This is a genomic window from Mesobacterium pallidum, from assembly GCF_019966535.1.
Taxonomy (GTDB): domain Bacteria; phylum Pseudomonadota; class Alphaproteobacteria; order Rhodobacterales; family Rhodobacteraceae; genus Mesobacterium; species Mesobacterium pallidum.
The window spans coordinates 95,649-119,499 of the sequence record NZ_JAIMID010000005.1; the positions used below are offsets into that span (position 1 = coordinate 95,649).

Annotated in this window: 20 protein-coding genes and 1 riboswitch; of the genes, 10 read left to right on the forward strand and 10 right to left on the reverse strand. The window is 68.5% G+C overall.

Annotation, left to right across the window (positions count from 1 at the left end):
* Positions 1-174 precede the first annotated feature (174 nt).
* The 4 genes from MF270_RS09405 to MF270_RS09420 form a co-directional block, all read right to left on the reverse strand.
* A complete protein-coding gene (locus MF270_RS09405; RefSeq protein ID WP_238365622.1) occupies positions 175-1,251 on the reverse strand; it encodes a hypothetical protein in 1,077 nt (358 codons plus the stop codon).
* 171 nt (positions 1,252-1,422) lie between these two features.
* The gene (locus MF270_RS09410) at positions 1,423-2,370 is read right to left on the reverse strand and encodes a bifunctional helix-turn-helix transcriptional regulator/GNAT family N-acetyltransferase (RefSeq protein WP_238365623.1); all 948 of its coding nucleotides are present in this window, start codon (positions 2,368-2,370) and stop codon (positions 1,423-1,425) included.
* Positions 2,371-2,433: 63 nt separating this feature from the next.
* Entirely contained in the window at positions 2,434-3,639 is a 1,206-nt protein-coding gene (locus tag MF270_RS09415; protein ID WP_238365624.1) for an aminopeptidase P family protein, read from the reverse strand.
* Between the two features lie 291 nt (positions 3,640-3,930).
* The gene (locus MF270_RS09420; protein ID WP_238365625.1) at positions 3,931-4,737 is read right to left on the reverse strand and encodes an alpha/beta hydrolase; all 807 of its coding nucleotides are present in this window, start codon (positions 4,735-4,737) and stop codon (positions 3,931-3,933) included.
* A gap of 93 nt (positions 4,738-4,830) precedes the next feature.
* On the opposite strand from MF270_RS09420, the gene MF270_RS09425 reads away from it, so the two are divergent.
* Positions 4,831-6,309 (forward strand): NAD-dependent succinate-semialdehyde dehydrogenase, encoded by a 1,479-nt coding sequence (locus MF270_RS09425; RefSeq protein WP_238365626.1) that lies wholly within the window; start codon positions 4,831-4,833, stop codon positions 6,307-6,309.
* Positions 6,310-6,543: 234 nt separating this feature from the next.
* On the opposite strand, the gene MF270_RS09430 is transcribed toward MF270_RS09425, so the two are convergent.
* From MF270_RS09430 to MF270_RS09445, 4 genes are all read right to left on the reverse strand, one after another.
* The gene (locus tag MF270_RS09430) at positions 6,544-7,380 is read right to left on the reverse strand and encodes a serine hydrolase (RefSeq protein WP_238365627.1); all 837 of its coding nucleotides are present in this window, start codon (positions 7,378-7,380) and stop codon (positions 6,544-6,546) included.
* On the reverse strand, positions 7,377-7,754 hold the full coding sequence (locus MF270_RS09435; RefSeq protein WP_238365628.1) for a hypothetical protein: 378 nt from the start codon (positions 7,752-7,754) through the stop codon (positions 7,377-7,379). The genes MF270_RS09430 and MF270_RS09435 overlap by 4 nt, the downstream gene beginning before the upstream one ends.
* Before the next feature lie 10 nt (positions 7,755-7,764).
* Entirely contained in the window at positions 7,765-8,535 is a 771-nt protein-coding gene (locus MF270_RS09440) for a DUF6478 family protein (RefSeq protein ID WP_238365629.1), read from the reverse strand.
* 89 nt (positions 8,536-8,624) lie between these two features.
* Positions 8,625-9,398 (reverse strand): DcrB/PsbP domain-containing protein, encoded by a 774-nt coding sequence (locus MF270_RS09445; protein ID WP_238365630.1) that lies wholly within the window; start codon positions 9,396-9,398, stop codon positions 8,625-8,627.
* 189 nt (positions 9,399-9,587) lie between these two features.
* On the opposite strand from MF270_RS09445, the gene accD reads away from it, so the two are divergent.
* The 6 genes from accD to MF270_RS09475 all read left to right on the forward strand — a co-directional run bounded on the left by accD (position 9,588) and on the right by MF270_RS09475 (position 16,794).
* Positions 9,588-10,565, forward strand: a complete 978-nt coding sequence (accD, locus tag MF270_RS09450) for an acetyl-CoA carboxylase, carboxyltransferase subunit beta (protein WP_238365631.1) — start codon at positions 9,588-9,590, stop codon at positions 10,563-10,565.
* 33 nt (positions 10,566-10,598) lie between these two features.
* Complete coding sequence (locus MF270_RS09455) at positions 10,599-11,870, forward strand: bifunctional folylpolyglutamate synthase/dihydrofolate synthase (RefSeq protein ID WP_238365632.1); 1,272 nt, start codon at positions 10,599-10,601, stop codon at positions 11,868-11,870.
* Positions 11,871-12,097: 227 nt separating this feature from the next.
* On the forward strand, positions 12,098-12,721 hold the full coding sequence (locus MF270_RS09460) for a rhodanese-like domain-containing protein (RefSeq protein ID WP_238365633.1): 624 nt from the start codon (positions 12,098-12,100) through the stop codon (positions 12,719-12,721).
* Positions 12,722-12,733: 12 nt separating this feature from the next.
* On the forward strand, positions 12,734-13,591 hold the full coding sequence (locus tag MF270_RS09465) for a LysM peptidoglycan-binding domain-containing protein (RefSeq protein WP_238365634.1): 858 nt from the start codon (positions 12,734-12,736) through the stop codon (positions 13,589-13,591).
* Positions 13,592-13,776: 185 nt separating this feature from the next.
* Positions 13,777-14,646, forward strand: a complete 870-nt coding sequence (locus MF270_RS09470; protein WP_238365635.1) for a DMT family transporter — start codon at positions 13,777-13,779, stop codon at positions 14,644-14,646.
* Positions 14,647-14,736: 90 nt separating this feature from the next.
* Positions 14,737-16,794 (forward strand): methyl-accepting chemotaxis protein, encoded by a 2,058-nt coding sequence (locus tag MF270_RS09475; protein ID WP_238365636.1) that lies wholly within the window; start codon positions 14,737-14,739, stop codon positions 16,792-16,794.
* 27 nt (positions 16,795-16,821) lie between these two features.
* Here the strand turns inward: MF270_RS09475 and aroC are convergent, their stop codons facing one another.
* Positions 16,822-17,934 carry a chorismate synthase gene (gene aroC, locus MF270_RS09480; protein WP_238365637.1) on the reverse strand — a complete coding sequence of 371 codons (1,113 nt, stop codon included), beginning with the start codon at positions 17,932-17,934 and terminating at the stop codon, positions 16,822-16,824.
* A gap of 188 nt (positions 17,935-18,122) precedes the next feature.
* Positions 18,123-18,232, forward strand: a riboswitch (TPP riboswitch).
* A 34-nt stretch (positions 18,233-18,266) separates the two neighbouring features.
* On the opposite strand from aroC, the gene thiB reads away from it, so the two are divergent.
* From thiB to MF270_RS09495, 3 genes are read left to right on the forward strand one after another with little or no spacing between them, the layout of a single operon-like run.
* A complete protein-coding gene (gene thiB, locus MF270_RS09485) occupies positions 18,267-19,253 on the forward strand; it encodes a thiamine ABC transporter substrate binding subunit (protein ID WP_238365638.1) in 987 nt (328 codons plus the stop codon).
* Positions 19,229-20,746 (forward strand): ABC transporter permease family protein, encoded by a 1,518-nt coding sequence (locus MF270_RS09490; RefSeq protein ID WP_238365639.1) that lies wholly within the window; start codon positions 19,229-19,231, stop codon positions 20,744-20,746. Before thiB ends, MF270_RS09490 begins: the two co-directional genes overlap by 25 nt.
* A complete protein-coding gene (locus tag MF270_RS09495; protein ID WP_238365640.1) occupies positions 20,733-21,428 on the forward strand; it encodes a thiamine ABC transporter ATP-binding protein in 696 nt (231 codons plus the stop codon). Before MF270_RS09490 ends, MF270_RS09495 begins: the two co-directional genes overlap by 14 nt.
* A 74-nt stretch (positions 21,429-21,502) precedes the next feature.
* Here the strand turns inward: MF270_RS09495 and MF270_RS09500 are convergent, their stop codons facing one another.
* A complete protein-coding gene (locus tag MF270_RS09500; RefSeq protein ID WP_238365641.1) occupies positions 21,503-23,839 on the reverse strand; it encodes an aldehyde dehydrogenase family protein in 2,337 nt (778 codons plus the stop codon).
* Between the last annotated feature and the right edge of the window lie 12 nt (positions 23,840-23,851).

Sequence of the window (23,851 nt, forward strand, 5' to 3'; positions counted from 1 at the left end):
ACGGCACCTGATCCGCACCGATCACAGAGCGCGCAACAGCCGACCAAGCCAACGCAGCCCCGATGTGGCCCGCGCGCAGTCGTCCGAGTCGCATCCGGAATGTAAAACGATCGCTGCGCCAATGCCGATCACCAGTGCGACTCCGAACACGCGCACCCATTTGCGCATCGGCCATCACGAGCCGTAGAGATTCTTGTCGTGCTTCTCGACAATCGCGGCAAAGCGGCGGGCAAAGCGCTCGTCGGCCTTGGCCTTGGCTTCCAGCACGTCGCGGGCAAAGACCATGTGCTCTTCGTGCTTTTCCATCATGTCGGCCATGCGCTGGTTGGTCGCCGTGCCGATCGCGGCCATGGCGGCCTGCGCCTCCTTGTCCGTCTGCACGCCGATCTCGTTGATCCGGTGCGCCACGTCCTGCTGCTGCGCGGTCTTGAGCGATTTCGACAGCGCGTCATACAGCACGACCCGCTGCTTGGTGTCCGTCTGCAGCTTGTTGATCAGCACCATCTGCGTCGCCGCCTGGTTCTGAAGCGAATCGACCCAGGTCTTGCCCTTCTCGATATAGCGCTCGAGCGTCTGGGACCGCGCCAGGTGCACCTGTTCGGCCTGCACCAGCTCGTTGTACTTGTTGTTCAGTTCAGCCAGCTCGGTCTCGAGCACGGTGCGCTTGGCGGCATCCTGTTCGACGCTGATCTTGTTCTCGAGCTCGATGATCGCAGGATCCATGCCCGAAATCTCGACCCGCGTCGTCTCAAGCGCGCCGACCACCGCCTCGCGTTCGTCCAGCGTCTCGGTCAGGTTGGTTTCGACCTTCTCCTTCTGCTCGTTCAGCATGGTCAGCTGGTTCTGCAGCAGGGCCACGATGACGTCGGACTTGGCGATCAGGTCCTGCAACTTGTCGTCGATGCTGGCGGTCTTGATCCGGTCCTGCCGCATCGAATCCGCCTTGTGCTTGGAAAAGATGCCGACAAAGCTTTCCCAGCCCGTCTTGGACCGCATCTCGTCGAAATCCTTGGAAAACGCCGAGGTGACGTCGTCGAGCCCCATGATGAGTTCCGCGATGTTCGCGTTCATCACGTCCGTATGGGCATGCACATCGTCCAGCGACGCGTTCTCGATGTCGATGGCGATGTCGTCGCCGGTCTTCATCTTGGCGCGCGCGGCGTCGATCCGCCCCGTCAGCTCCGCGATCTTGGCCTGCGCCGCCGCGACCTGCGCCTGGCTTTCGCGCACCTGCGCGTCGAAATCCGCCATTCCAATCCCCTGTCTCTCGCTAATGTTACGAATATTCACATAGGTGTGACGTTTCGCCTTTTGAAGAGTGTGCCACGCCTTTGCGATCCTTTTCCACGAAAAATGCGCCCGCAATCGGGCGCAGTCTCAACTATTGCGCGGGCTGTCATGTGGCGGTCACAGCGGGGCGCGTCAGAGCGCGCATTCCCAGGTCTCTCCGGTCATCTCGACGCCGAAATCGGCATGCGGCTGGCTAGCCGTGCAGGTGAACCCGAGGCTGGCGTAAAGCCGCCGCGCCTCGGTCAGCGGATCATTGGTCCAAAGGATCATGTGGCGGTAGCCAAGGCGGCGGGCATGGTCCATGCATTCGGTCACCAGCCTGCGGCCCAGCCCTTGCCCCCGCGCCAGCGCGTCGAGGTACAGAAGCCGCAGCTTGGCCACCCCGTCGCCACCGTCGCAGAGGAAGACCGACCCGACCACCTCGCCCCCCATGTCGGCGACCCAGGCGGCCTCTTTCGCGGGATCGAAGCCGCGCAGGAACTGGCCGGTGATCTCGAGCACCAGCCCCTCGAACGCCCCGCGCCAGCCGTAGTCGAGGCCATAGAGCGCGATCTGACGATGGGCGACAAGGCTGAGCTCTCCGGGCCGAGGGGCACGCAAGACGGCCTCGGGGCGGGGGCCGGGGTCCAGCATCAGCCGGATGCGGCGCATGGCCGAGACCAGTTCGGCCCGCGCCACCGGGGGCAGATGCGCGATGCATGTCGCCACCGATTGCGCCGAGGCGCGGTCATAGCCCGCGTATTCCGCGCGTCCCGCTTCGGTCAGCACCAGCGCCCGTTGCCGCCCGCCGCCGGGCAGCGCGCGGCGCACGACCAGCCCATCCTTTTCCAGCCGCTTGAGGATGCGGCTGAGGTAGCCCTTGTCCATGCCCAGCGCCTCGGTCAGCTGGACGGCCGTCACCGGCGCATCCTCGGGGGCATGGGCGATCTCATAAAGCACGCGCATCTGCGGCAGCGTGTAATCCGAGCCGAGGAAATGGTTGTCGAGCGCCCCCACCAGCCCGGTGTGGAACCGGTTGAAGGCGCGGATCTCGGCGACATCGGGATCAGAGAGAGGATCGGCTTCGGGATCGAGAGGCATGGCGGCACCCATCAAGTTGACATCGTCAACTTTGGCACCGCCACGCCCCCCGGGCAAGCGAAATCAGCCGATCACGTTATGCGCGGGGCCATAGGGGAAGCCGGTGATGTTCTCGTTCCCGTCCTCGGTGATGACGAGGATGTCATGCTCGCGATAGCCGCCCGCGCCGGGCTGGCCATCGGCAATCGTCAGCATCGGCTCCATCGAGATGACCATGCCGGGTTCCAGCACCGTGTCGATATCCTCCCGCAGTTCCAGCCCCGCCTCGCGGCCGTAGTAATGGCTGAGCACGCCGAAGGAATGGCCATAGCCGAAGGTGCGGTATTGCAGCAGGTCATGGTCGGCAAAGAAGGCGTTGATGGCTTGCGTCACCTGTGCGCAGCTGGCACCGGGTTTCAGCAGCGACATGCCCAGCTCGTGCGCGGCGACGTTCGCCTCCCAGATTCGTCGCGACGCATCATCCACTGCGCCCACGAACAGCGTCCGTTCCAGCGCGGTGTAATAGCCCGAGATCATCGGGAAGGTGTTCAGCGACAGGATATCGCCGTGCTCGAGCTTGCGGCCCGTCACCGGGTTGTGCGCGCCGTCGGTGTTCAGGCCGGACTGGAACCAGACCCAGGTGTCGCGGTACTCGGCATCGGGAAAGCGCTTGGCGATCTCCAGCTCCATCGCGTCGCGGCCGGCCATGGCGATGTCGATCTCGCGCGCACCGACCTTGATGGCATCGCGGATGGCATAGCCGCCCACGTCCGCCACCTGCGCGCCATGGCGGATCAACGCGATCTCGGCCGCCGACTTGTGCATCCGTTGCACCATCGTGGCAGGCGCGATGTCGACGGTGACGACGGGCTGCAGGAAATCCTCGAGCTTCTCGCGCTGCGCCACGGTCAGGTGGTCGCCCTCGTAGCCGATCACCTGGCCGGTCCCTGCCACATGGGCCACGGCGCGCCAGAAGTTGTCGCGCTTCCAGTCGGTGTAGGTGATGTTGTCGCCGTGGCAGCGCCGCCAGGGCTGGCCCGCGTCGATGCCCGCGCTGATCGTGACGCTGTCGGCCTCGGTCACGACAAGCCCGTAGGGCCGCCCGAAGGAGCAATAGAGAAAGCCCGAGTAATAGGCGATGTTCTGCATCGAGGTCAGCACGACGGCGGCGACCCCGGCCCCGTCCATCGCGGCGCGCAGACCCGCAAGCCGCGCCTCGTATTCCTCGGCAGCAAAGGGAAGATTGGCCTGCCGGCCATTGTGAAAACGGTAAAATTCGGGACGATCCATCGCGTCAGCCTCCTTGCGGATGCCGACCGGGCCGGGCCCTCACCCCGCCGCGATCGGCAAAGTCAGGTCCCGGCGTTCAGGACGGGGGGTGGGCGCATCCCCGTGGGGACGCCGGCGACGCCATCGCCTTGCCTGCCGCCAGATGTGCCGCGAACAGGCGTAGCTGGCAAGGGGTCTTGTCGGCAGGGCCCATGCTTTTGCGCCCCTGCCGGCAGATCGGCGCGCGCGGGCCCCGGCGGCCCTGCCCGGCCGGCCGGCCGGCCAGCCGGGATGCGGACCGCGCCAGCGCGATCAGGACGGCACGGACACCTGCGAGAACAGGTCCTCGATCATCCGGCTTCGGGGGTCCGACAGGCCCTCGATGATGTTGAAATGATGCAGACCCTCGGCCTCGGTCAGGGGCACGCCCCAGGCCTCGGCCAGCCAGCGCGCCTGGTCCAGGAACACCGGCCGCTCCGCCGACCCGACCCAGACCGAAACCGGCACATCCAGCCGCTCCTGCATCAGCATCGGGCTCTCGTCGGCGGCGGATTCATGGGTCAGCATGAACAGGTCGTTCATCGACAGGTCCAGCAGCGGGCGCAGGTCCGACACGGGGCTGATCGGCATGACATGGCGCAGGCGGGCCGCGACGTCGCCCGACAGGCGCAGCGGCTCGAGCATGCGCGCGACGAGGTGCCCGCCGGCGGAATGGCCGGCCAGAACCATGGGGCCGCCGACCTCGCCCGCCGCCGTCTCGATCGCACGGGTCACCTGGTCGGTGATCGCGCTGATCCGCACGTCCGGGCAGAGGTCGTAGGACGGCATGGCGACAGCCCAGCCGCGGGCCCGCGCGCCTTCGGCCAGGTGGGACCAGTGGCTGCGGTCGAACTTGATCCAGTAGCCGCCGTGGACAAAGATCATCAGCCCGTGCGGATGCTCGGTCTCGGGCAGGAACAGGTCGAATTTCTGCCGGTCGCTGTCGCCGTAGGGGATCCCGAGGCGCGCCTTGTCGCCCAGCGCCTCGACATAGGCCTCGGCCGCGGCGAGCCAGCGGTCGGGATAGGCCGCGCCGCCGGGTATGAAATCCACGTTGTTGTAATCCTGGTCGGTCGCCATGGCCCTGCCCCGCTTGGCACCGCGTTGCAGCGGCTACGTGGCAGGAGTAGACAGGCTTTGACACCTGATTGCACCCAAAAACGGGAGAGACCGATGCTGGACGACACGACCGATCTGAAATCGCTGCTGAAGGACCCCAGCCTGCTTGTCACCCAGGCCTATATCGACGGCGAATGGGTGAATGGCGTGGGCGGCGCGACCTTTGACGTGATCAATCCCGCGCGCGGCGACGTTGTGGCCAAGGTGGCCGACCTGAACCGCGACCAGGTCGCGCGCGCCATCGACGCCGCCTATGCCGCGCAGAAGGACTGGGCCAAGTGGACCGGCAAGGAACGCGCCGCCGTGCTGCGCAAGTGGTACGACCTGATGATGGAGAACCAGGACGACCTTGCCACCATCATGACCGTCGAACAGGGCAAGCCGCTGGCCGAGGCCAAGGGCGAGATCGCCTATGGCGCCGCCTATATCGAATGGTTCGCCGAGGAGGCCAAGCGCATCTACGGCGAGACGATCCCGGGTCACCAGCGCGACAAGCGCATCACGGTGATGAAGCAGCCCGTGGGCGTCGCCGCCTCGATCACCCCGTGGAACTTCCCGACCGCCATGATCACCCGCAAGGCTGCGCCCGCGCTGGCTGCCGGCTGCACCATGGTCGCACGTCCCGCCGCCGAGACGCCCCTGTCGGCGCTGGTGCTGGGCGAGCTGGCGCAGCGCGCGGGCATTCCCAAGGGCGTCTTCAACGTGCTGCCCTCGTCGCGTTCGTCCGAGGTGGGCAAGGAGTTCTGCGAGAACCCCAAGGTGCGCAAGCTGACCTTTACCGGCTCGACCGAGGTGGGGCGCATCCTGCTGAAACAGGCCGCCGACCAGGTCATGAAATGCTCGATGGAGCTGGGCGGCAACGCGCCCTTCATCGTCTTCGACGACGCCGATATCGACGCGGCGGTCGAGGGCGCGATCATCTGCAAGTTCCGCAACAACGGCCAGACCTGTGTCTGCGCCAACCGGATCTACGTGCAGGCCGGGGTCTATGACGAATTTGCCGAAAAGCTGCGCGCGCGCGTGGCCGCGATGAAGGTCGGCGACGGCCTCGAGGACGGCGTGCAGCTTGGGCCGCTGATCAACGACGCCGCCATCGACAAGGTGCAGCAGCACGTGGCCGACGCAAAGGCCAAGGGCGCCAAGGTGATCCTGGGCGGCGAGATGCGACAGGGGCCGGGCAATTTCCTCGAGCCGACCATCGTCACCGGCGCCACGCAGGACATGGTCTTTGCCACCGAAGAGACCTTTGGCCCCTTCGCGCCGCTCTTCAAGTTCGAGGACGAGGACGCGGTGATCGAGATGGCCAACGACACGATCTTCGGCCTGGCCTCGTATTTCTACGCCAAGGATCTCAGCCGGGTCTACAAGGTGGCCGAGGCGCTGGAATACGGCATCGTCGGCGTGAACACCGGGCTGATCTCGACCGAGGTGGCGCCGTTTGGCGGCGTCAAGCAGTCGGGGCTGGGCCGCGAAGGGTCTAGCCACGGGATCGAGGATTACCTCGAGATGAAATACGTCTGCATGACCGTGTGACCGGGGCGCGTGGTGGGGTGAAACCCCACCCTACGGGGCTTGGTCAGGCCGGCGCGATCCGGTGGCCATGTCCTTTGCGGGTTGGTCGGATGGTGGGGTAAAACCCCACCCTACGGGGCTTGGCACGGCCTGCGCTTTGCCGGCGCCGTGGCGTGATTGGCTCGGTCGGATGGTGGGGTGAAACCCCACCCTACGGCCCCACGCGACGGTTGCGCCCCTGGGTCGGGTGGAGTTTCACCCCACCTGTCCCAACTCCGCGCAGCGCCATTCCGCCCCGGCCTCGCTCGGGTCGGTGCTGAAGGTCGCCACGGTACGGCCCGTCTCGGCGAAATGATAGACCGCGCAGGTCGAAAATGGCCCGCCGCCGGAATGCCCCCGAACCGGCGCGGGCACGGCGCCGATCATCTGCCCCAGCCCGTATCCGGTCTCGGTCCAGGGCCGCCCCTCCAGCGCGCCGCCCAGCGGAAGCGCCTCGTCCGGCAGGTCATCGAGCAGGTCGCGCAGCAGCCGCGCGGCGGCCCATTCAGGGCCTACAAGCAGCCCGTGACAGACCCAGTGCGGATGGTAGCCGCCGGTCTCGATGGCGACGGCCCCGGCCAGTTCCTCGGCCGTCTGCGGCATCCACACCGCACCGGCAAGCGACCCCAGAACATGCGCCGCCATCAGCGCCGGCAAGGCGGCCCCGCCCCGATCCTCAAGGACCGACACGGCCAGCGCGTAACCGCTGTTGGAATAGCGCCATCCCTGCCCCAGCGAGAAATCGCGTGGCGCCGCCAGCGCGCGGGCGATCACCTCGGCGCGCGGCCAGGGGGCATCCCCTGCCGCAACCGCTTCGCGGTAGTCGGGCCAATCGGTGTAATTCGCGATCCCCGCCCGGTGCAGCAACAAGTCGCGCAGGGTCGTGCCATCATCCAGCACCGGCGCATCGAGCGCGCCCCGCCCCGCCCGCTCCATCCGCAGCGCCAGCGCGGCGATGGCGGTCTTGGTGAAGCTCCACCACGGCCAGGCGCCCACCGCGCCCTCGGACCCCTCGGTGCCGTCCCGGTCGATCCAGGCGGCGGCGCGGGTCACGCGGTCTCGACGCAATGCTTGCGGAAGGCGCGCTTAAGCATGTCGAGCTCGGCCCGCAGCAGGTCGATCTCGGCGCGCAGGTCCTCGTCCAGCGGCTCTCCGACGATCAGCGCGATGCGGAACAGCGTCTCGTCGCTGCGCGCATCCGCGATCAGGATCGTCTGCACCCCGTCAGCGATCACCTCGGGCGGGATCGGCACGTGCAGCACCCATTCGCCGTCGCTCTCGCCGGTCTTGAGCGCCACGTCGTCGATCTGCCGGCCCAGGTGCGTGACCGTCAGCTCGGGCGGCAGGGTGCCCTTGCCGGTGCGGGTCACCAGCCCCTCCCAGAGCGCCTCGCGCAGGCGCGTGTTCGTCACGGTGAATTCGGTCATTCCCAGCCCCTCAGAAATCGGCCCGCGGGCGGCGCGAGAAGGTCAGGTCGTGCAGCACCACCTGGTTCATCTGCGGCCCCTCGAAGATCAGGTCGAGCCACAGCCGCTCGATCCGCCGCTCGTTCAGCTTGGTGTAGGCCAGGTCGAATTCGACCTCGACCTGCGGCTTGTCCAGTTCCAGCTCGCGCACGATCTGTTCGCTGTTCGGCCCGTGCTTGATGTTCAGCCGGGCAAAGATCTCGAGCGGGCGCTCGAGCTCGATGATCGCGTCCATCCGCACCAGGTGCTTGCGCATCAGCCCCTGCGCCGCCGCCTCGGGCAGGTCGATGGCGATCGACAGGTAGCTGCCGTCGAACTGGAACACGTCCATGCGCAGGCCAAAGGGCGCAAGGTCGCTTTCGCGCGTGTTGCGCAATTGGCGCAGCGTCAGCTCGGACCGGTAGCAATCGTGAAACAGCGTGACCTCGCGGCCCAGCTGCGACTTGGTCGGCACCGAAGAGATCCCGGGCACCGGCAGCGGGCCGGTCCAGAGCTCGGGGCGCCAGGCCCAGTCGGACTCCTGCGGCTTCTGGATCGCGCTCGATCCGATCAGCGGCAGGGCCAGCCGGTTCTCGGCCACGTGCAGCAGCGTGTCGAGATGCGCCCGAAGCCTGCGCGCCTTGTTGCGTTCCTGCCGCAACTCGGGCAGCTCGGCCGTCCTGGCCCGGCGCGCGGCCTGCGCCCAGCGCCGCAGCACGGCGCCGTCGTTCAGCCAGTCGAAAATGCGCGCCCCGCCCGCCATCTGGTCCTGTTCCCGTCCGTTTCCGATATGAAGACAATAAAACGGATTGTCGGCGAATTACCGACAATTCATTGTCTAACCAAAACCTTTCAGTTGTACAAACGCCGAAACGCCGCGCCAAGGCCGGGCGCCTGGCCCGCTTCGGCCTCTGCCTCGGGCGCGGTATCCGGCCTGCCCGCGATCTCCTGCACCGGCAGGTCCGGCGCGGCACCGACGCGTGGCGCAGCCTCGCCGGGGCTGTCGCGCTGCACGTTGGCCGCGAGCTCGGCCAGCAGGTCGGCGCCAAGGCCGCCCGTCGCCGCCCCGCCACGGGGCGCATAGGCAGCCAGCAGGACGATACGGCCACCCAGCATCATCGCCCCGCGCCAATGGCGCGGATCACCGCCGGTGACCCCGTCCTGCCCGCCATCGTCCAGCCGGATCAGCGTCAGTGTCTCGCTCTCGCGCACCTCGCTGGGCGTTCCGCCGTCGACCAAGGCCGCAAGCGTCGCCGCGTCGGGCAGGGTCGATCCGGCAGGCACGTTCACGGCCGACAGGGTCAGGATCGCCGGCTCGACCGGGTTGCCGGACTGTCCATCGGTCAGGTTCCAGCACGAGGCGATCAGCGCAAAGCCCGCGCCCCGCCGCAGCGATCCCGCGTCGACGCAGTAGCCCGGCGGCGCGGGCACCACGATGGCACCGCCCAGCAGCTCGGTCCGCGTCACCGCGGCGGCATTGGCGCGCGGCGCGGACTGGCGCGGGGCAAAGTCGAACCCGCCGCCCGCATTGCCTTCGAGGCCGTCGCAGGCCGCCAGGCCCAGGACAAGGCCAAGCGCGATCAGCGCGCGCGTCGTGTCCCGGTATGCCGTCCTTGCCCGCTGCATGTGCCCTCCCGCCGCTTTCGCCACAGTGTTAGGCAAGCGCGGCCGCGCAGGCAAGCAGCCGCTGCGCCCTGCCCCCGGCACCGCCCGGTCGGCTGCCGGTCCGCGCGGCAGCCCGCGATTGCAATTCCCCCCTGTCTTCCTTATCTGCCACCCCATGCAGTCACGACGCGACAGGGACAGGAACGGGGCATGAACTGGATCACCAACTACGTGCGGCCGCGGATCAACTCGATCTTCTCGCGGCGCGAGGTGCCCGAGAACCTCTGGACCAAGTGCGATGAATGCGGCCAGATGCTGTTCCACCGCGAGCTGGCCGAGAACCTGAACGTCTGCACCAACTGCGGTCACCACATGCACATCTCGCCGCGCAAGCGGTTCGAGGCGCTGTTCGACGGCGGTGTCTTCGGCAAGGTCGCCGTGCCCGCGCCGCTGGCCGACCCGCTGCATTTCCGGGACCAGAAGAAATACCCCGACCGGATGAAGGCCGCCCAGAAAGGGACGGGCGAGGAAGAGGCGATGCTGGTCGCCGAGGGCGAGATCGGCCGCACGCCGATCGTCGCCGCCGCGCAGGACTTCAGCTTCATGGGCGGATCCATGGGCATGTACGTGGGCAACGCGATCATCGCCGCGGCCGAACGGGCCGTCGCCACGCACCGCCCGCTGATCCTGTTCTCGGCCGCCGGCGGCGCGCGGATGCAGGAAGGCATCCTGAGCCTGATGCAGATGCCGCGCACCACCGTGGCCGTGCAGATGCTGAAAGAGGCGGGCCTGCCCTATATCGTCGTGCTGACCCACCCGACCACGGGCGGTGTCACCGCGTCCTACGCCATGCTGGGCGACGTGCAGATCGCCGAGCCCAACGCGCTGATCTGCTTTGCCGGGCCGCGCGTGATCGAACAGACCATCCGCGAGACGCTGCCCGACGGCTTCCAGCGGGCCGAGTACCTGCTGGACCACGGCATGCTCGACCGGGTGACCCCGCGCACCAAGCTGCGCGAGGAACTCATCACCATCACGCGGATGTTGATGGGCCTGCCGCCCGCGGTGCTGGCCGACCTGCCGCCCCCGGCGCCGACCGAATCCGACGCCGAACCGGCCCAGCCGGTGATGGACCCGGCCGAGAAATCGGCCGAGCCGGCGCCGGTGGTCCCCCCCGTCAAATCCTGACGGCCCCCTCGCTCTGACATCACAGGTGACCCGATGAGCGGCACGTCCGACGCGATCCTCGACCGCATGATGGCCCTGCACCCAAAGGTGATCGACCTGACGCTGGACCGCGTCTGGCGGCTGCTGGACGCGCTCGGCAATCCGCAGACCGACCTGCCGCCGGTGATCCACATCGCCGGGACCAACGGCAAGGGCTCGACCCAGGCGATGATCCGCGCCGGGCTCGAGGCAGTGGGTAAGCGCGTCCATGCCTATACCTCGCCCCACCTCGCCCGGTTCCACGAACGCATCCGGCTGGCCGGGACGCTCATCACCGAAGAGCACCTGACCGAAGTGCTGGACGAATGCTACGCGGCCAATGGCGGTGACAGCATCACCTATTTCGAGATCACGACCTGCGCCGCGATCCTCGCCATGGCCCGCACGCCGGCCGATTACACCCTGCTCGAGGTGGGGCTGGGCGGGCGGCTCGATGCGACCAACGTGGTCGACAAGCCCGCGCTGACGATCATCACGCCGGTCTCGATTGACCACGTTCAGTTCCTCGGCGACACGCTGGCCGCCATAGCGGGCGAAAAGGCCGGGATCCTCAAGCGCGGCGTGCCCTGCGTGGTCGGCCCGCAGCAGGACGAAGGCCTCGCGGTGATCGAGGCGCGGGCCGAGCGCCTCGGCGCGCCCCTGATCGCCCATGGCCAGCACTGGCACGTCAGCGCCGAACGCGGCCGGCTGGTGTTCCAGGACGAAACCGGCCTCTTGGACCTGCTGCCGCCCAACCTGCCCGGCGCGCATCAATGGCAGAACGCCGGCGCCGCGCTGGCCGCGCTGCGCCATCTCGGGTTCGACGACACCGCCTGCGAGGCCGCCGTCACCCGCGCCGATTGGCCCGCCCGGATGCAACGCCTCAAGTCCGGCCCCCTGGTCGAGGCTGCCGGCCGTGCCGAGCTCTGGCTCGACGGCGGGCACAATGCCTCGGCGGGCGAGGCGCTGGCGGTGCATCTCGCCAGCCTGCCCGACGCGCCGACCTACCTGGTCTGCGGCATGCTCAACACCAAGGACATCGGCGGCTACCTGCGCCCGATGGCGCCGCATGTCGCCCGGCTGACCGCCGTGTCGATCCCGGGCGAGGCGAACACCCTGCCCGCCGAGGTCACCGCCGCAGCCGCAACCGCCGCCGGCATGGCCGCCGACACGGCAGAGACGGTGCGCGACGCGCTGGTCCGGATCACTGCCGAGGCGCCGGACGCGCGCATCCTGATATGCGGATCACTCTACCTTGCCGGGTCCATCCTGAGAGAGAACAACTAGAGCGAAGCCCTGCGGGCTCTCCTGCCGGGATTGCAGGCAGGAGACTCAGCGAATCAAACACTTGAAACAGTTTAGAAATTTCGAATCGCCCCCGAATCACGAGCATACCCGGGCTGCGATTCGCCTTTGATCCGGTTGACTGATTCGCGGCGATTCGCCTATATCTGACCCCGACTTGCGCGGATTGCTGCCAATATTATGCCGCGCAGATCAGGGGGATATTTGAAATGCTCAGGACCATCGCTTCGGCGATCGTGACCCTCGTATTGTCCGCGGGGATCGCGCTGGCGCAGGACGTCCGGATTACGCCGGATGCCGCGTCGAAAACCTTTGCCGTGGGCGGGACGGTCCACGAGATCGCGCGCAACCAGGACCAGTCCGCCCGGCTGACCGGCGAGTTCACCAAGACCTCGCGCGCCTGCCCGCCGTTCTGCGTCCAGCCGATGGATGCCGGCCCGGGGGTCGAGACCATCGGAGAGCTGGAATTGCTCAACTTTCTCGAGACGACGGTGTCCGGCGGGCGCGGCCTACTGGTCGATGCGCGGCTGCCCGAATGGTTCCAGAAGGGCACGATCCCCGGCGCGGTGAACATCCCCTTTTCGACGCTGGATGCCTCGAACCCCTACCGCGACCAGATCCTCGAGGCGCTGGGCGGCCGCAAGGCGGGCGCGGGCTGGGATTTCTCGGGTGCGCTGGAACTGGCGCTGTTCTGCAACGGGCCGTGGTGCGGCCAGTCACACGTGGCCATCGCCGCGCTGCATTCGGTCGGCTACCCGGGCGAGAAGATGAAATATTACCGGGGCGGCATGCAGCTGTGGCAGCTGATGGGCCTGACGGTCAAGACGCCGTAAGGGGCCCCGATCATGATCCGCATCATTCTTGCCAGCACCGCCGCTGTCGCCCTCATCGCCGGGCTCTACTACGTGCAGCCCTCGGCCGAGACCGACACCGTGACCCGCGCCCAGACCGACCTGACCGCGCTGCCGGCCCCCGCCCCGCAACCCGCCGTCGTCGAGACCCCCGCGCCCCAGCCCGCCGTGACCGAGGCCGTGGCCCACGCCGTCGTGCCGGCCCCGCGCCCGGCGCCGGCACCGGTGACGACGGTCGCGACCGACGACACCGACCTGCAGGCGATGTCGCTGGGCGTGCTGGCCGAGCTGGGCCTCAAGCCGCAGGACGCCCCCAAGGTCGAAGACGCGGCCATGCAGCACATGACCTCGGACATCCTCAGCAACATCCGCAGCGCAACCGGCGCCCCTGCTCCCGCCAGCGCCGGGGCTTCGGCCCTGCAATCGCTGGTATCCAAGGCCTTGGCCGAGGGCCGCACCGACAGCTACATCGACCAGCTCGTGAACGAGGCCGCGGGCCGGGGCGACGTGTCGGTCCCCAAGGCGCTGGTCACGAACGAGGGCCGCGTCGACACTTCGACCCTCTTGGCCAGCATCGTCGCCCAGGCCCGTGTCGCGGCAGGCGAAGAGATCGCCCCGCCCGAGGTCGCGGGCGGCCGCGGCGTCGAGGTCCGGCTGCAACAGGGCATCGGCAGCGAGATGCAGCAGCGCCAGTTCTACACGGTGAGCAGCGGCGACAGCCTTGGCGCCATCGCCGTCAAGTTCTACGGCGACGCCAGCCGCTTTACCGCCATCTACGAGGCCAACCGGCGCATCCTGTCCAGCCCGGACCAGATCCGTGCCGGCCAGCGCCTTGTCATCCCGACCATCTGAGTTTTCCCGCAGGCAGCAATACCGACGGCAGGAAGGATTGAGGGGCCGAACCAACGGCCCCCTTTCTTTTTCGGCCTTTCGTCCCGCCCGGGCGGCCGGTAGAGGGTTCGGGCATGTTACTGCCCGGCGGGCTATGCGTGGCCCGGCGCCCCGGGCACAGTCGCGCCGAAGTCAAAGGGGACCACATGGACATCCGCGCACTCTTCATGGGCCTGGCCTTTGCCTTCATGTGGTCCTCGGCCTTCACCGCCGCCCGGACCATCGTGGCCAGCGCGCCGCCGCTTTTCGCGCTGTCGATCCGGTTTTTCCTCGCCGGGATCATCGGCATCGTCCTTGCCCGCGCGCTGGGGCAAAGCTGGAAGCTGAGCCGCGTGCAATGGCGCGCCACGATCATCTTCGGCTTTTGCCAGAACGCGCTGTATCTCGGGCTGAACTTCGTCGCGATGCAATGGATCGAGGCCTCGCTGGCCGCGATCATTGCCTCGACCATGCCGCTGATCGTGGCGCTGCTGGGCTGGCTGGTCTACGGCGAAAAGGTCCGTCCGCTGGGCGTCGCCGGCCTTGTCATGGGCCTGGCTGGCGTGGCGCTGATCATGGGCGCGCGGCTGCAGGGCGACGCCGATCCGCTGGGCATCGCGCTGTGCATCGTGGCCGCGATTTCGCTGGCCGTGGCGACGCTGGCGGTGCGCGGCGCGTCCAGCAATTCCAACGCGCTGATGGTCGTGGGCCTGCAGATGCTGGTCGGCAGTGTCGCGCTGATCGGGCCAGCCCTGGCGCTCGAGACCTTCGACGTGACCTGGTCCTGGACCCTGATCGCCGCCTTCACCTACACCACGCTGGTGCCGGGGCTGCTGGCGACCTTCGTCTGGTTCAAGCTCGTGCACCGGATCGGCACGGTCAAGGCCTCGACCTTCCACTTTCTCAACCCGTTCCTCGGCGTCGCCATCGCCGCCGCCCTGCTGGGCGAGACGCTGGGCGCCTGGGACGTCGTCGGCGTCGCTGTGATCACGCTGGGCATCCTGGCCGTGCAACTGTCGAAACAGGTCAAGGTCTGACCCGGGCGGCGGAAAGCATTCCTTAAGCCGGATGCCCTAGACCCAACGCGGACGCACGGCGTCTGACGACTGGTCACAAGGGTTCGGCGCATGGACAACGGGTACATCCGGCTTTCCGCCTTCATGAATTTCATCCTGTCGGTCCTGATGATCGCCGGCCTCGTCGGGGCCTGTGTCTGGATCGTCCATTCCAGCACCAGGGTGATCCACGCCACCCACGACGCGATGGACCAGCGCATATTCGTCGCCGAGGCGGAGGCAGAGGCGCGCAGCCTTGCCCAGGCGGGGGATGCCGGCGCCGACCTGTCGGCGTTCCGGACCGAGTTGAGCGAGGCGCAGCGCCTCTTCGACACGCCCTCGGTCGCCGACCTTGCCGACCCGGAGGCCTCGCGCGAGGTGCAGGATGTGACGCGCCAGGTCATCGCGCTGGCAGGGGAAGACCCCGCCGCGTTCACCGCCGGCATGATCGAGGTGGCAGACAGGCTTGCCCGGCTCGGCACGCGGCTTGACGCCCGTCTGGCCGGGGTCGAGGAGCAGGGCGATTTCGTCTCGACCGTGCTGGATCGCGTCGCGATCTACGGCGGCATGGTGGTCGTCCTGGGCTTCATCGTTCTGGGCTTCATCCTGTCATCCAGCAGCCTGCGCACCCGCTGGCAGGTGGCCCAGGCCATCGCCCGCATCCGCGAGGGCGATCTTGATACCCAGGTCACGGGGATCGAACGGACCGATATCATGGGCGACGTCTTCCGCAACGTCGAGGACCTGCGCCTGTCGACCCGCAAGTCCCGCGACGTCGAGGCAAGGTCCAAGGTCGAGAACGACCGCCGCCAGGCCCTGCTGGACGAATTGAGCAAGGTGCTTTCGGCCTTCACCGTGGGCAAGTTCACCGACCGGATCGACCCGTCGCGCTATGAATCGCTGGGCGAGGAATACGCGATCATCTGCCAGGACATGAACGAGCTGGGCGGCCATCTGTCGGCTTTGGTCACCGCGGTGCGGGGCAGCGTCGACACGGTCGAAAAGGACGCGCAAAGCCTCAAGACCATGGCCGACAACATGTCGGACCGGTCGCAATTCCAGGCCGCCGCGCTCGAGGAAAGCTCGGCCGCGCTGCAGCAGCTGGCGCAAAGCGTCAAGAATTCCGCCTCGCGCGCCGAGGATGCGAACAAGATGGTCACGCAAGGCCGCGACCGCGCGGGCGAAGGCGGCCGGGTGATGAAACGCGCGCTCGAGGCGATGGCCTCGATCGCCAATTCCTCGCAGCAGATCACCCAGATCATCGGCGTGATCGACGACATCGCCTTCCAGACCAACCTGCTGGCCCTGAACGCCGGGGTCGAGGCGGCGCGCGCCGGCGAATCCGGGCGCGGATTCTCGGTCGTCGCCTCCGAGGTGCGGTCCCTGGCCCAGCGCGCGTCGGAATCCGCAAAGGAAATCAAGGCGCTGGTGTCCAATTCCTCGCAGCAGGTCAAGGACGGCGAGGACCTGGTCGAGGAAACCGGCACCGTGCTGGAAGGCATCGTCGCCAGCGTCAGCGAGGTCGCCGACATCGTCCGCGACATCTCGGTCACGGCGCGCGAACAGGCGCTCAGCGTCGAAGAGCTGAGCTCGGGCGTGTCGCAGCTGGACAAGTCCACGCAGGAACACACCCAGATCGTCGAGGATGCCGCCGCTTCCAGCCAGCGTCTCAGCGACGAGGCCTCGCGCCTGTCGGTGCTGATCGGCAATTTCGCGATGGATGCGCCCGGCAAGCCCTCGGCATCGAAACCGGCCGCCGCGACCAGCCCCGCGCGCGCCACACCCAGGCCCTCCGCACCCGCGAGATCTGCGCAGACACCGCGCAGCGCGAAAGCCGCGCCTCCGGTCGTCACCGCCAAGCCCGCGCCCGCCCGCAAACCCGCCCCGGCTGAGCCTGCACGCAAGCCCGCCACGGCGGCGAAAGGCGCCCAGCGCAAGACAGCGCAGGACCTCTGGGCCGAGGACGGCGCGCCGGTCGGCAAACCCGCCGCCTTCCCTGGCGAAAAGCGTGACGCGGCGAAGCCCCGCGAAACCGCCAAGCCCGCCGCGGCCAAGTCGCCCCCGCCGCCTGCGCCGGCTGCCAAGGCGGTCAACGCCCCGTCGAACGATGGCGGTTGGGAGGATTTCTGACCGTGCCGCGGCTGGCCGACCCTTTGGTCAGCCGATCTTGCCGCGGGTCTCGCCGACCGCCCCGCCGACCTGGCCCCGGTGCAGCAGGATGTGATCCAGCAGCACGCAGGCCATCATCGCCTCGCCCACCGGCACGGCGCGGATGCCGACGCAGGGGTCATGCCGCCCCTTGGTCACCACCTCGATCGCGCTGCCATCCTTGCGGATCGACTGGCGCGGTGTGAGGATCGACGAGGTCGGCTTGACCGCGAAGCGCACGACGATCTCCTGCCCGGTCGAGATGCCACCGAGAATGCCGCCAGAATGGTTCGAGGAATATTCCGGCCCCTCGGGCCCCATGAAGATCTCGTCCGCATTGTCGGTCCCGGTCAGCTCCGCCGCCGCCATGCCTTCGCCGATCTCGACGCCCTTCACGGCATTGATCGACATCATCGCCGCCGCGAGGTCCGTGTCGAGCTTGCCATAGACCGGCGCGCCCAACCCCGCGGGGACGCCGCGCGCCACGACCTCGACCACCGCCCCGACCGAGTTCTGCGCCTTGCGGATCTGGCTCAGGTAGCTGTCCCATTCCTCAGCCGCGACCGGATCCGGGCACCAGAACGGGTTCCGCTCCACCTCGGCGGCATCGAACCGCGCCCGGTCGATGACCTTCGCACCGATCCGCGTCATGTAGCCCTGGATCTCGATCCCCGGCGCCAGCGCCTTGAGCGCGGCCCGCGCCACGCCCCCCGCCGCGACCCGCGCCGCGGTCTCGCGCGCCGAGGAGCGCCCGCCGCCGCGATAGTCGCGGATGCCGTATTTCTGCCAATAGGTGATGTCGGCATGGCCGGGCCGGAAAGTCTCGGAAATCTCGCCGTAGTCCTTGGACCGCTGGTCGGTGTTGCGGATCATCAGCTGGATCGACGTGCCGGTCGACTGCCCTTCGAACACCCCCGACAGGATCTCGACCTGGTCCGGCTCGCGCCGCTGCGTCGTGTGCTTCGACTGCCCCGGCTTGCGCCGGTCAAGCCAGTGCTGCAGCGCCTCCGCCTCGATCGGCACACCCGGCGGGCAGCCATCGACGGTCGCCCCCAACGCCGGGCCATGGCTTTCGCCCCAGGTGGTCACGCGAAACAGGTGTCCGAAGCTGTTGAACGACATGGTGCTCTCCTTTGTCCCGCCCTCTAGCCGAAAGCGCCTCTGCTTGGAAGACCCGCAACGCTTGCACAGGGGCCGGCGGGGGCCGGGCGGCGCAGCCGCGCGGCCCCCGCCCCCGGTCGGATCGCGCCAGCGATCCGAAACCAGCCCCAAACCACCCCTTGAAACCCGCGCGCCGCCGCTCTACCCCTTAAGACACCTCGGGGTGCCCCGCCGAACCGGCGCGGGGCTGAGATGCGAATGCGAACCCGTTGAACCTGAACCGGTTAGAACCGGCGGAGGGAAGGTCGCAGGCACAATCCTACGCCCCCTTCCGCGTGCAAAGGAGACATGCCATGCGCATCCCATCACTTGCTGCGGGAATCCTGATGACCACGGCCAGCCTGGCCGCGGCAGAGACCCCCGTGCTCACCGTCTACGCCCCCGACTATTTCACCTCCGAATGGGGCCCCGGCCCGGTGATCGAGGCCAAGTTCGAGGAAACCTGCGCCTGCGACCTGCAGTTCCTGCCCGGCGACCTGATGCCGCGCCTGCTGCTCGAAGGCGCGCGCACCCGCGCCGACGTGGTCATCGGCCTGGAAACCGACGTCACGAAGAAGGCCCGCGAAACCGGCCTCTTCGCGCCCCATGGCCAGGACCTGTCGTCGCTGACCCTGCCGCTCGACTGGACGGACGACACCTTTCTGCCCTTCGACTGGTCCTACGTTGCCTTCGTCTACGACACGACGAAGATCGACACGCCCCCGACCAGTTTCGACGACCTCATCGCCATGCCCGAGGACGTGAAGATCGTGATCCAGGACCCGCGCAGCTCGATCTCGGGCCTCGCGCTGCTGCTTTGGGTCAAGCAGGTCTACGGCGACGAGGCCGAGGCCAAGTGGGCCGCCCTCGCCCCCCGCATCCTGACCGTCACCAAGGGCTGGTCCGAGGCTTACGGGCTCTTCACCGATGGCGAGGTGCCGATGGTGCTCAGCTTCAACACCTCGCCCGCCTACCACATCGCGGCCGAGGGGGACGAGACCAAGGCCGCCGCGATCTTCGATGAAGGGCATTATGCCTACGTGGAACTCGCGGCCAAGGTGGCCTCTACCTCCCAGCCCGAGCTGGCGGATGCCTTCATGTCCTTCATCCTCTCGCCCGCCTTCCAGCAGGCGATCCCGGAGACGAACTGGTCCTACCCCTCGGCCCTGCCGCGCGAAGACTGGCCGCAGGTGTTCCGCGACCTGCCTGCGCCGGACACCGCGATCCTGCTGGACGAGGACGCGGCTGCCGCGATCCGTGACGAAGCGTTGGACGAATGGCGCCGCGCGCTGTCGCAATAATCCCGGCGACGCTGGTGGCGGGGCTGGTCCTGGCCCCGCTGACCGCCGTGCTGATCCGCGGGGGCGGGCCATCCGCGCTTGGCCCCGCGGACTGGGCCGCCCTGCGCTTCACGCTGCTGCAGGCCGTGGTGTCGTCTGCCCTGTCGGTCGGCCTTGCGATCCCCGTGGCACGGGCGCTGGCCCGCCGCCGCTTTCCCGGCCGGAGCCTGCTGATCACCCTGCTCGGCGCGCCCTTCATCCTGCCGGTCCTCGTGGCCGTGCTGGGCCTGCTGGCCGTCTTCGGCCAGAACGGCTGGCTGTCGGCCCTGCTGGGTGTGTTTGGCCTCCCCCCCGTGCAGGTCTACGGGCTGCACGGCGTGGTCCTGGCCCATGTCTTCTTCAACCTGCCGCTGGCGACGCGGCTGATCCTGCAAGGCTGGCTCTCGATCCCGGCCGAGCGCCTGCGCACCGCGGCCACCCTCGATCTGCCTCCCTTCGCCATATTCCGGCTGATCGAGGGCCCCATGCTGCGCCACATCGCCCCCGGCGCGGCACTGATCGTCTTCACGCTCTGCCTCGGCAGCTTCGCCGTGGCCCTCACCCTGGGCGGCGGCCCGGCCTCCACCACCGTCGAGCTGGCGATCTACCAGAGCTTCCGCTTCGATTTCGACCTGTCGCATGCGGCCACGCTGGCGACGGTGCAGCTGGCGCTGGTCGCGGTCTCGGCGCTGCTCCTGCTCCGCCTGCCGCTGGGCGAGGCGATGGGCGCCGGCCTCGACCGCACCCTGCGCCGCTGGGATGCCGAGACACCGCGGCTGCGCGTGCTGGACGCGGTCTGGATCGCCCTCGCCGCCACCTTCCTGCTGCTGCCGCTTCTCGCCATCGCCCTTCGGGGCGTGCCGGGCCTCGCCACCCTGCCGGCATCGGTCTGGCAGGCCGCCGGCTTCTCACTGGCCGTGGCGCTTGGCTCGACCGCCCTCTGCCTCGCCCTTGCCCTGCCGCTGGCGCTGGGGCGCGGAGAGCCCGCCGCGCTCCTCGGCCTCGCCATCTCGCCGCTGGTGCTGGGCACCGGGCTCTTCCTGCTGATCCAGCCCCATGCCAGCCCCTTCACCCTCGCCCTGCCGGTCACGGCCCTCGTCAACGCGCTGATGTCGCTGCCCTTCGCGCTGCGCGCCCTGCGCCCCGAGGTGCAGGCCATCACGGCCCAGTACGGCCCCCTCGCGCAATCGCTCGACCTCAGCCCCCACGCCTGGACCTTCCGAATCCTGCTGCCCCGCCTGCGCCGCCCATTGGGCTTTTCCGCCGGGCTGGCGGCCGCCCTGTCGATGGGCGATCTCGGCGTCATCGCCCTCTTCGCCGACCCCGAGCGCGCCACCCTGCCGCTGCAGATGTACCGCCTGATGCAGGGCTACCGGATGGAGAGCGCCGCCGCCGCGGCACTCCTGCTGCTCGTGCTGTCCCTGGGCCTGTTCTGGATCTTCGACCGCGGAGGCCGCGCCGATGCTGACACTTGACCGCGTGATCATCCGTCAGGGCGATTTCGCCCTCTCAGCCGACCTGACCCTGCCCAAAGGCGCGATCACCGCCATCATCGGCCCCTCGGGCGCCGGGAAATCGACCCTGCTGAGCGCCATCGCCGGCTTCCTGCCGGTCTCGGGCCGCATCGCCTGGGACGGCACCGACCTCGGCCCCCTGCCCCCCGGCAAGCGCCCGCTGGCCATGCTGTTCCAGGACAACAACCTCTTTCCCCACCTCACCGCCGCGCAGAACGTCGCCCTGGCCCTCACCCACCGCGCCCGGCTGACCGAGGCGCAACGGGACAAGGTCACCGACGCCCTCGCCCGCACCGGCCTGTCAGGACTGGAAGACCGCAAGCCGTCGCAACTCTCCGGCGGCCAGCAAAGCCGCGTCGCCCTCGCCCGCGTGCTCTTGCAGGACAAGCCGCTCCTGCTGCTGGACGAACCCTTCTCCGCCCTCGGACCCGCGCTGAAATCCGAGATGCTCGACCTCGTGGCAACCCTCGCGCGGGACACCGGCCAGACGGTGCTGATGATCACCCACGACCCCGCCGACGCCCGCCGCATCGCCGATCACACGCTGGTCGTCGCCGATGGCACCGCCAGCCCGCCACAGCCGACCAAAGACCTCTTCGCCAACCCTCCCAAGGCCCTGCGCACCTATCTCGGCACAGCCTGACCCCAGGTCTTCATTGTTTCGAAAATACCTCGGGGGGAGCCGCAGGCGGGGGGCAGCGCCCCCCTCTTCCCCGCTCACTCCCCGTAGGGCACCCAGACGGTCTTCACCTCGGTCGCCTGCGCCAGGAACGCGCGCCCCTCGGCAGCCTCCCAATCCGTCGTCTGCCCGCTGTTGACCCAAGTCCGTTTCAAATTCCCCGCCGCCTCGCGCTCGATCACGCCCGACAGGTCCGAGGACGAGAAGGACCAGACCGCGTCGACGCCAAGGTGCCCCGCCAGCTGCGGCGCCAATTCGGTATGACTGCCGGTCAGGATGTTGACCACCCCGCCCGGCACGTCCGAGGTGTCGAGCACCTGGTAGAAATCCGTCGCCGCCAGCGGGAAGGGCTCGGACGCCACCGCCACGACGCGGTTGCCCATCGCCATGGCCGGCGCGATCACCGAAACCAGCCCCAAGAGCGGCGCCTCGTCCGCGCAGAAGGCGCCGATCACGCCCACGGGCTCGTGCATCGCCAGCGCCACGCCGCGGATCGGCACGCCCTTGACGGCGCCGTCGTACTTGTCTGCCCAGGCCGCATAGGTGAAAAGCCGCCGGACCGAGGCCTCGACCTCCGCCGCGCCACCTCTCTTGCCGGTCATCGCGTCGATCCGCGCGGCGAACTCGCCGGCGCGGGCCGACAGGTTCTCGGCCATGTAGTAAAGGATCTGCGCCCGCAGGTGCCCCGTCGTCCTGGCCCAGCCGGCGGCACCCGTCGCCGCCTCGACCGCGTTGCGGATGTCCTTGCGGTTGGCCAGTGGCGCCTGCCCCAGCAGCGCGCCCGACTTGCCCCAGACGTTGCGCGAATAGCCGCCATCGGGCCGCGCCTGCTTGCCCCCGACATAAAGCTTGGCCGTCCGGTCCAGCGGATCGGCAGGCGCACCTTCGCCGGCAAAGGCCTCGACCTTGGCAAGCGGCTTCGCCTTGCCGGTCCCGCGGGTGTAGGCCGACAGCCCCTCCCACCCGCCTTCACGGCCAAAGCCGCTTTCGCGCACGCCGCCGAACCCGGCCGCCGCGTCGAACATGTTGGTCCCGTTGACCCAGACCACGCCCGCCGCCAGCTTGGGCGCCACGTCGAGCGCGAGGTTCACGTTCTCGGACCAGAGCGTCGCGGCCAGGCCATAGCGCGTGTTGTTCGCCAGCTGCACCGCCTCTCCGGGCGTGCGGAAGGTCGTGGAGACGAGCACCGGGCCAAAGATCTCTTCCTGCATCAGCGCATGCGCAGGATGCAGCCCGGTGATCAGCGTCGGCGGGTAGAAACAGCCCGCCCCCGGCACCTGCCCGGCGCTGAAAACCTCTCCGCCCTCGCAGCCGTCCACCAGCGACTTGATCCGCTCCAGCTGCACCGGGTCGACGATGGCGCCGACGTCGATGCACTTGTCCAGCGGATCGCCGATGCGCAGCTTGCCCATGCGGGCCTTGAGCCTGGTGTGGAACGCCTCGGCAATGCCTTCCTGCACCAGCAGGCGCGAGCCGGCGCAGCAGACCTGCCCGCCGTTGAACCAGATCGCGTCGACCAGCCCTTCGATCGCGGAATCGATATCCGCGTCATCGAAGACGATATAGGGCGACTTGCCCCCCAGCTCGAGCGTCAGCGCCTTGCCCGACCCGGCGGTGGCGATGCGGATCGCGCGGCCGACCTCGGTCGAGCCGGTAAAGGCGATCTTGTCGATCCCGTCGTGCGCCACGATCCTCTCGCCCACCGCGCCGTCGCCGGTGACGATGTTCACGACGCCCTTCGGCACCCCTGCCTGCCGGCAGAGATCGGCAAAGCAGAGCGCGGTCAGCGAAGTATACTCGGCCGGCTTCAGAACCACCGTATTGCCCATCGCAAGCGCCGGCGCGATCTTCCACGCCAGCATCAGCAGGGGGAAATTCCACGGGATGATCTGCCCGCAGACGCCCAGCGCCTCGCGGCCGGGCAGTTCCGCCTCCATCAGCTGGGCCATGCCCGCGTGGTAGTAGAAATGCCGCTGCGCCAGGGGGATGTCGATGTCCCGGGCCTCACGGATCGGCTTGCCGTTGTCGAGCGTTTCCAGCACCGCCAGAAGCCGGGAATGTTTCTGCATCAGCCGCGCCAGCGCATAAAGCACCCGCGCCCGGCCATGGCCGCCCAGCTTTTCCCACCCCGGCTGCGCGCGCCGCGCGGCCTTGACGGCTGCGTCCACTTCGGCCTGCGTTGCCTGAGACAGCGTCGCCAGCACCTCGCCCGTCGCCGGGTTGCGACTGTCGAACCCGTCGCCGGGGGCGGTGAAGGCACCGTCGATGAAGTGACCGAACCGGCTGCCGTGGTCCACGAGCCAGGCCAGCGCCTCGGCGGCGGATTCGGGGGCGGGGCCATAATCCATGGTCTCAAAGATCTCGCTCACGCTCATGCTTTCATTATT

Bases quoted from the DNA above. Each gene is read 5' to 3' on its own strand.
- MF270_RS09455 (WP_238365632.1), top strand. From the start codon at position 10,599: ATGAGCGGCACGTCCGACGCGATCCTCGACCGCATGATGGCCCTGCAC.
- MF270_RS09500 (WP_238365641.1), bottom strand. From the start codon at position 23,839: ATGAGCGTGAGCGAGATCTTTGAGACCATGGATTATGGCCCCGCCCCC.
- thiB (WP_238365638.1), top strand. From the start codon at position 18,267: ATGCGCATCCCATCACTTGCTGCGGGAATCCTGATGACCACGGCCAGC.
- MF270_RS09445 (WP_238365630.1), bottom strand. From the start codon at position 9,398: ATGCAGCGGGCAAGGACGGCATACCGGGACACGACGCGCGCGCTGATC.
- MF270_RS09470 (WP_238365635.1), top strand. From the start codon at position 13,777: ATGGACATCCGCGCACTCTTCATGGGCCTGGCCTTTGCCTTCATGTGG.
- accD (WP_238365631.1), top strand. From the start codon at position 9,588: ATGAACTGGATCACCAACTACGTGCGGCCGCGGATCAACTCGATCTTC.
- MF270_RS09490 (WP_238365639.1), top strand. From the start codon at position 19,229: ATGGCGCCGCGCGCTGTCGCAATAATCCCGGCGACGCTGGTGGCGGGG.
- MF270_RS09405 (WP_238365622.1), bottom strand. From the start codon at position 1,251: ATGGCGGATTTCGACGCGCAGGTGCGCGAAAGCCAGGCGCAGGTCGCG.
- MF270_RS09440 (WP_238365629.1), bottom strand. From the start codon at position 8,535: ATGGCGGGCGGGGCGCGCATTTTCGACTGGCTGAACGACGGCGCCGTG.
- MF270_RS09425 (WP_238365626.1), top strand. From the start codon at position 4,831: ATGCTGGACGACACGACCGATCTGAAATCGCTGCTGAAGGACCCCAGC.
- MF270_RS09410 (WP_238365623.1), bottom strand. From the start codon at position 2,370: ATGCCTCTCGATCCCGAAGCCGATCCTCTCTCTGATCCCGATGTCGCC.
- MF270_RS09435 (WP_238365628.1), bottom strand. From the start codon at position 7,754: ATGACCGAATTCACCGTGACGAACACGCGCCTGCGCGAGGCGCTCTGG.
- MF270_RS09495 (WP_238365640.1), top strand. From the start codon at position 20,733: ATGCTGACACTTGACCGCGTGATCATCCGTCAGGGCGATTTCGCCCTC.
- MF270_RS09420 (WP_238365625.1), bottom strand. From the start codon at position 4,737: ATGGCGACCGACCAGGATTACAACAACGTGGATTTCATACCCGGCGGC.
- MF270_RS09475 (WP_238365636.1), top strand. From the start codon at position 14,737: ATGGACAACGGGTACATCCGGCTTTCCGCCTTCATGAATTTCATCCTG.
- aroC (WP_238365637.1), bottom strand. From the start codon at position 17,934: ATGTCGTTCAACAGCTTCGGACACCTGTTTCGCGTGACCACCTGGGGC.
- MF270_RS09415 (WP_238365624.1), bottom strand. From the start codon at position 3,639: ATGGATCGTCCCGAATTTTACCGTTTTCACAATGGCCGGCAGGCCAAT.
- MF270_RS09465 (WP_238365634.1), top strand. From the start codon at position 12,734: ATGATCCGCATCATTCTTGCCAGCACCGCCGCTGTCGCCCTCATCGCC.
- MF270_RS09460 (WP_238365633.1), top strand. From the start codon at position 12,098: ATGCTCAGGACCATCGCTTCGGCGATCGTGACCCTCGTATTGTCCGCG.